The 5978-nt window shown below is 59.3% G+C and carries 8 protein-coding genes; 6 read left to right on the plus strand and 2 right to left on the minus strand.

The annotated features are described in order from the left end of the window. Nucleotides 1–335 (plus strand): CBS domain-containing protein (locus AAAB16_RS21530; RefSeq protein WP_340665173.1); only part of this gene is annotated, 335 nt, incomplete at its 5' end. A gap of 2 nt (nt 336–337) precedes the next feature. Here AAAB16_RS21530 and AAAB16_RS21535 read toward each other — a convergent pair. After that, nucleotides 338–1198 (minus strand): LysR family transcriptional regulator, encoded by an 861-nt coding sequence (locus AAAB16_RS21535; protein WP_340665174.1) that lies wholly within the window; start codon nt 1196–1198, stop codon nt 338–340. 164 nt (nt 1199–1362) lie between these two features. Between AAAB16_RS21535 and AAAB16_RS21540 the strand changes: the two genes are divergently transcribed. Beyond that, a complete protein-coding gene (locus AAAB16_RS21540; RefSeq protein WP_340665175.1) occupies nt 1363–1647 on the plus strand; it encodes a hypothetical protein in 285 nt (94 codons plus the stop codon). After that, nucleotides 1640–1762: a hypothetical protein gene (locus AAAB16_RS21545; RefSeq protein WP_340665176.1), complete on the plus strand. Its 123-nt coding sequence runs from the start codon at nt 1640–1642 to the stop codon at nt 1760–1762. Before AAAB16_RS21540 ends, AAAB16_RS21545 begins: the two co-directional genes overlap by 8 nt. Nucleotides 1763–1910: 148 nt before the next feature. Here AAAB16_RS21545 and AAAB16_RS21550 read toward each other — a convergent pair whose 3' ends face one another. Beyond that, nucleotides 1911–2648: an SDR family oxidoreductase gene (locus AAAB16_RS21550; protein ID WP_340665177.1), complete on the minus strand. Its 738-nt coding sequence runs from the start codon at nt 2646–2648 to the stop codon at nt 1911–1913. 311 nt (nt 2649–2959) lie between these two features. Here AAAB16_RS21550 and solA point away from each other — a divergent pair, with 311 nt between their 5' ends. The 3 genes from solA (at nt 2960) to AAAB16_RS21565 (ending at nt 5796) form a co-directional block, all read left to right on the plus strand. Further along, the gene (gene solA, locus AAAB16_RS21555) at nt 2960–4090 is read left to right on the plus strand and encodes an N-methyl-L-tryptophan oxidase (RefSeq protein ID WP_340665178.1); all 1131 of its coding nucleotides are present in this window, start codon (nt 2960–2962) and stop codon (nt 4088–4090) included. 64 nt (nt 4091–4154) lie between these two features. Beyond that, nucleotides 4155–5006 carry a transporter substrate-binding domain-containing protein gene (locus tag AAAB16_RS21560; protein WP_340665179.1) on the plus strand — a complete coding sequence of 284 codons (852 nt, stop codon included), beginning with the start codon at nt 4155–4157 and terminating at the stop codon, nt 5004–5006. A gap of 67 nt (nt 5007–5073) precedes the next feature. Beyond that, entirely contained in the window at nt 5074–5796 is a 723-nt protein-coding gene (locus AAAB16_RS21565) for an ABC transporter permease subunit (RefSeq protein ID WP_340665180.1), read from the plus strand. Nucleotides 5797–5978: the final 182 nt, after the last annotated feature.

Here is a 5978-nt window from a genome sequence, read left to right on the forward strand (position 1 = left end):
CGCTAAAACTGCTTAAACACCACCACCTGAAAACCCTGCCCGTGCTCAACGAGCAGCGCCAGTTGGTGGGCATCGTCAGCCTGATTGATCTGGTCAACCATAACGGTCGACGCAACCTGCTCGGTCAACGCCGCGATGTGTTGCTGGAAGAGGTAATGAGCCACCCGGTAACTGCCGTACACCGCAGCGCCCACGTGGTGGAAATGATTCCGCTGCTCTCGGAACAAGGCCTGCACTGCCTACCCGTTCTGCACAACGGCGAACTGCTGGGCATCGTTAGCCAAACCGACCTGATCGCCGCCTTGCACCGCGACCTGCTAACCCACTTGGCCTAGGGTTAAACCGGGTCCCAACGCTGCGACCAATCCACGCCGCTGCGCACCACCTCGCGCAATAACGCAAAGGCCTGCTGCAACGCCTCGCTATCATGCTCGCGGGCGTACACCAGATAAGTTGGGTAGTTGAATTCGGGGGCTTTCTCGACCCGTTCCAGCGCGCCGCTATCGAGATAGCTCTGCACCACCCGGGTACGGAAATAGCCGCTGCCACCAGAGGCCAGGATGTACTGCAACGCCAGCGGCCCATGGTTAAAACTCAGCGCCGCCTTGGCCTTCTCCGGCAGCGCCGCGTCGTGCTGACGACGAAAACCTTCGCCCCAATCGATATACACATAAGGCTCCGGCCGCTGCGGTTGACGCACCAGAATCAGCTTTTCCTCGAGCAACTGCTCCACCTGCAACCCGGGCCAATACGACGGCTGATACACCAACGCGGCATCCAACACACCCAGCTCCAATTGCTTAAGCAACGCCTGGCCCTCGCCGATTTCCGCGCGCAGGGCATAACCTGGCATTTGCTCGCGCAACTGCTGCACCCAACTGAGCATCAACGGATTGCACAAACTCACCTCGCCGCCCACGCGCAACACCGTGCGATAACCCGGCATCAACGGCAAATCACGCTGCGCTGCGGCCCAGGTCTGCACCAACTGATTGGCAAACAGCACAAACGCCTCGCCATCGGCCGTCAGCTTGGCCCCGGCACGGTTGCGCACAAACAGCTTGCAGCCCAGTTGGGTCTCAAGGTTTTGCACCCGCGCGGTGATCGCCGTTTGCGTCACATGCAACTGCTCAGCCGCCGCCACCAAGCTGCCGCTGCGGACTATCTGCAGAAAGGTGCGGGCGAGTTCGATGTCCATGTTTGGGCCGGTTTGGAAAAATGGAGCGCTAGTGTAAAAGGCAGGCAGAGCTTGGGGTATCGCTGATTGCCGTGGCTGCCCGCATCGCAATAGGCATTGGTGAAGCAGAGACCCAAAAGCATTTCGGCGAGGCCTTTGTTTTGTCTGGCCAAGGGCTCGATAGCATGAAACGTTCAACCCTGGGGTTCTTCTGCAGCAATGCTGAGCTGCTGGCGCGCATTGAGCTGGCTACAGAGTTTGTTGCCGCCATAGTGGATAAATGGACGGTTGTTGAGGCGCAGACTTATTACGTGCAATTGGTCAAAGGCCTCGACCAGCAGAGCACCGCCCAAGCTCTCAACAAGTCGGGGGTAACGGTTAATAAGGCCCTGCAACGTGCGCAGAACCGCCTGATCGACCGCTATCTGGACGACACGGAAAACTGGATCAAGGACTTGATCAATGCTTGAAAAGCCCTCCTCGCTACTGGTGATGCTGCTGCTCACCCATGTGGTCGCTGAGTTTATTTTGCCGTTTAAGCGGGTGATGGCCTCCCCTACTTTTCGTGCGCTGGCTGGCGGCTAGCCAACCGATGCCGCGTTTATCCAGGCACCCCATCGTTCGGCATCGGCCTGCTTACCAGTCGCCTGATTGCCGGCGCTTAACCGGAAAGTAGCCTTTTGAGGCTACTTCTCCCGCTGTAGCCTAAATAGGCTACTTTTTGCCGCTCCAATTAGAATGGACTCGCCGTCGGCCGCACGATCAATTCGCTGACGTCAACATCGGCCGGCTGCTCAATGGCATAGGCGATGGCCCGGGCAATGGCGTCTGCGCCAATGGCAATCTTGCGAAATTCGCGCATCTCTGCGCGGCCACCTTCATCAGAAATACTCTCCGCCAGCTCCGACTCAGTAACTCCTGGAGCAATAACGGTGACGCGAATATAGCCACCCACTTCCTGCCGCAGCCCTTCGGAAATCGCCCGCACCGCATACTTGGTGGCGCAGTACACGGCCGCTGTAGGGCTTACGGCATAAGCGCCAATCGATGCGATATTGATGATCTGCCCGGCACGCTGACGTTGCATCAGCGGCAGCGCGGCGGCGATGCCGTGCAATACGCCGCGGATATTTACATCAATCATCTGATTCCATTCGTTGACTTTCAGCGCCTCGAGTTTCGATAGCGGCATCACACCGGCGTTGTTAATCAGCACATCTACCCGCCCATGGCGCTGTACGGCGAAATCGATAATCGCCTGCACGCTTTGCGGGACGGTCACATCCAGCGCCAGCACATCGGCTACGCCACCGGCCGCACGAATGTCACTGGCGAGGTTTTCCAGGCGCTGGATGCGCCGCGCGCCCAACACCACCCGCGCGCCTTTGCTGGCTAAAAGCCGCGCAGTGGCTTCGCCGATACCGCTGCTGGCACCGGTGATAACAACAACTTTTTCCTGAGGGTTTTGCATACCGTAACTCCCATTCTCGCTAGTGAGGTTCCGGCCTAAAAGCAGGCCTGAACTCAAGGGTAAGAAGGTGCTGCTCAGAGTCGGTAGGCGAATACTGCGCAGCCTTTGCACAATCCTGTTTGGGCTTTAAGCATTGCGGTGAGTAGAAACGGTGCAGCGCTCGCTGCACTGCGCGTAAAACGTGCGCAGGCGTAACGTTTTCCTTTTCATCGAGAGGAAAAGTCCGCGGTTTAGAACGGTTAAGATCCTTGGCCCTAATTTTGCTTTACATGTACATACAAGTGCAGACATTAGCGGTTTTGGAGTTGCCTATGTATGACGTGGCAGTAATTGGACTCGGCGCCATGGGCAGTGCAGCCATTAGTTATTTGGCCGAGCGCGGGCTAAAGGTCATCGGCCTGGAAGCCGCGCAACCCGCCCATGCAGAGAGTTCATCCCACGGCGATAGCCGACTGATTCGTCTGGGCTATTTCGAGGGTGACGACTACGTGCCATTGGCCCACCAGGCTTACGCCAACTGGCGCCAGTTGGAAGCGGCTTCAGGCGAGGCGCTGCTACACGTAACCGGAGTGCTGCATGTGGGGCCGGCCGGCAGCAAGATTGTCGAGGGCACCCGCCGGGCCTGTGAGCGTCACGACCTGCCCTATACCGCGTTGAATGCAGCGCAACTCCGCGCGCGCTATCCGCAGTTCGCCGTAAACGACGACGAAGTCGGCTTGTTTGAAGCCCAAGGCGGCTATCTGCGACCGGAGCGGGCTATTCACGCGTATCTCAAACTTGCGCGGCAAGCGGGTGCCGCGCTGCATATGGGTGAGCGCGTTAAGCATATCGACAGCGCTACCAGCGGCGTCACCGTGCATACCGCGCAAGGCCGCTACCAGGCGCGGCGCGCAATCATCGCCACCGGCCCGTGGATTGCCGAACTGGTTCCACAGCTGCGCGCCAGGGCTGTGCCGATCAAGCAAGTGGTGGCCTGGTACCAGACCCCGGCCACGGTAAACGCCGAGCCCGGCCAAATGCCGGTATTTCTCCGCGATCTGGGCGAGCACGGTTCCTACTTTGGCTTTGCCGATATTGATGGCGACGGCATCAAGGTCGGCCGCCACTGTCACTTTCGCGAAGCCATCGACCCGGACCAGCCCAACCCGCCAATCAATGCCGAAGACCTCGCCTTACTCGACAATTTTGTTGCCCGTTACCTGCCCACCTGGGCCGGTAGCCGCCGGCACGCCGCTACCTGCCGCTACACGCTATTGCCCAGCGAGGACTTTCTCGTCGACCTACACCCCGACGACAGCAATCTGGTGATTGCCTCGCCGTGTTCGGGGCATGGCTTCAAATTCGCCAGCGCCATCGGCCAGGCACTCGCTGACCTGGCCAGCGTTGGCGCTACCGAGCTGCCGATCCAGAGCTTTTCTTACCGCCGACATGGTTTCACCTGACATATCGCTGCATGGCTGCCCGTTTGTTTCGCCCCAAAAAACTCAACCCAACAGGATGCTCATGATGATTAACGCGAAAAGATTCAGCGGTACCGCACTCCTCGCTTTTTGCTTGTTGGCGGCCTCTAGCGCCAGCCAGGCCAAGGATTGGAGCTCAGTAAAAATCGCCACCGAAGGCAGTTACGAGCCGTGGAACCTGACCTTGCCGGGCGGCAAAATCAGCGGTTTCGAGCCGGAGCTGATGGAGATTCTGTGTCAGCGCTTGAAGATGAAATGCGATGTGCAGGTGCAGAACTGGGACGGCATGATCGCCAGCCTGAATGCCGGCAAGTTTGATGTGTTGATGGATGCCATCGTCATCACCCCGGAACGCAAAGAGGTGATGGATTTTTCTATTCCTTATGCGCGCACCCCAGCCAGCTTCGCCGCCATGAACGCCGACCTGCTCCCGGGTAAAACCGGCCAGGCCAACACCCTGACCCTGGGCACCGACGCCGCGCAAATCAAACCGGCGGTAGAGGCCCTGCGTAAAGCACTGGATGGCAAAACCATCGGTATCGCCTCCGGCACCGTATACACGCCCTTTATCGACACCTACTTCAAAGATGTGGCCACGGTGCGCGAATACAGCACCTCCGCCGACGCCGTGCTGGACCTCACCGCTGGCCGTATTGATGTGGTGTTCGACGATGTCACCTTTCTCAATTCGCTGATGGCAAAAGCCGATAACAAAGGCCTCGTCTACACCGGCCCAGAAATCGCCGGGCCGATCTGGGGTGAAGGCGAAGCGCTGGCGTTCCGCAAAGCCGATACCGACCTTAAAGCCAAATTTGATGGCGCGCTCAAAGAGGCGATTGCCGACGGCACGGTGAAAAAACTCAGCGAGAAATGGTTCAAGGTCGACCTCACCCCGTGAGTGCCTGGCCCGGCGTGGCCGGACCCGTTTTTCTTAATGGCAAACGCTGAACATCGAGAACGAGATCATGGACCTTGTGCAACTGCTGGGTTTCGGGGAACAGGGCTGGGGCGCTGCGCTGTTGCAGGCGGCGCTGATGACCTTGGTGTTGACCGCCACCGCGCTGTTAGTAGGCGCGGTATTGGGTGGCCTGGTGGCAGCGGCGAAGCTGTCGTCCCGGCGCGCTTTGCGTTGGCTGGGCGAGCTGTATTCCATTCTGTTTCGCGGCATTCCCGAGCTGCTGATTATTTACCTGTTCTATTTCGGCGGCGGCACCATGGTTTCGGCCGTGGCCCATTGGTTTGGCGGTGAGGGCTATATCGACCTGCCGCCTTTTGCCATCGGTGCCTTGGCGGTGGGGCTGATTTCCGGCTCCTATCAGGCCGAGGTTTACCGCGGCGCCTACAAGGCCGTGCCAATTGGCGAACTGGAGGCGGCGGCAGCGATCGGCATGAGCCGTAGCCAGCGCCTACGCCGCGTGCTGATTCCGCAGGTGATGCGTTATGCGCTGCCGGGATTGGGCAACGTTTGGCAAATGAGCCTTAAGGATTCGGCGTTGATCTCGGTGATCGGCCTGGTCGAGTTGATGCGCGCCAGCCAGGTGGCAGCCGGCTCCACCCGACAGTACTTCACCTTTTATATCGTCGGCGGCATCGGCTATCTGCTATTGACCTGGGCGTCTAGCCAGGTGTTTGGCCGAGCCGAAGCGCGGGTGCGCCGCACCCGGCGCGCCACGTTTATGTCTTCTTAGGGGTTGGCCATGCTCGACCTACCTTTTCTGTCCGCCACCCTGCTGAAACTGTTGGCCGCGTTGCCGACTACCCTGAGCCTGTTTTTCGCCTCCTTGGCGTTGGGCTTGGCCTGGTCACTGGTGATTGTGGCCCTGCGCGTCAGCCGCTGGCCGTGGTTCAGCTACCCGGCGCGTGCGTATAT

This window comes from Pseudomonas sp. (assembly GCF_037994325.1).
Lineage (GTDB): Bacteria > Pseudomonadota > Gammaproteobacteria > Pseudomonadales > Pseudomonadaceae > Aquipseudomonas.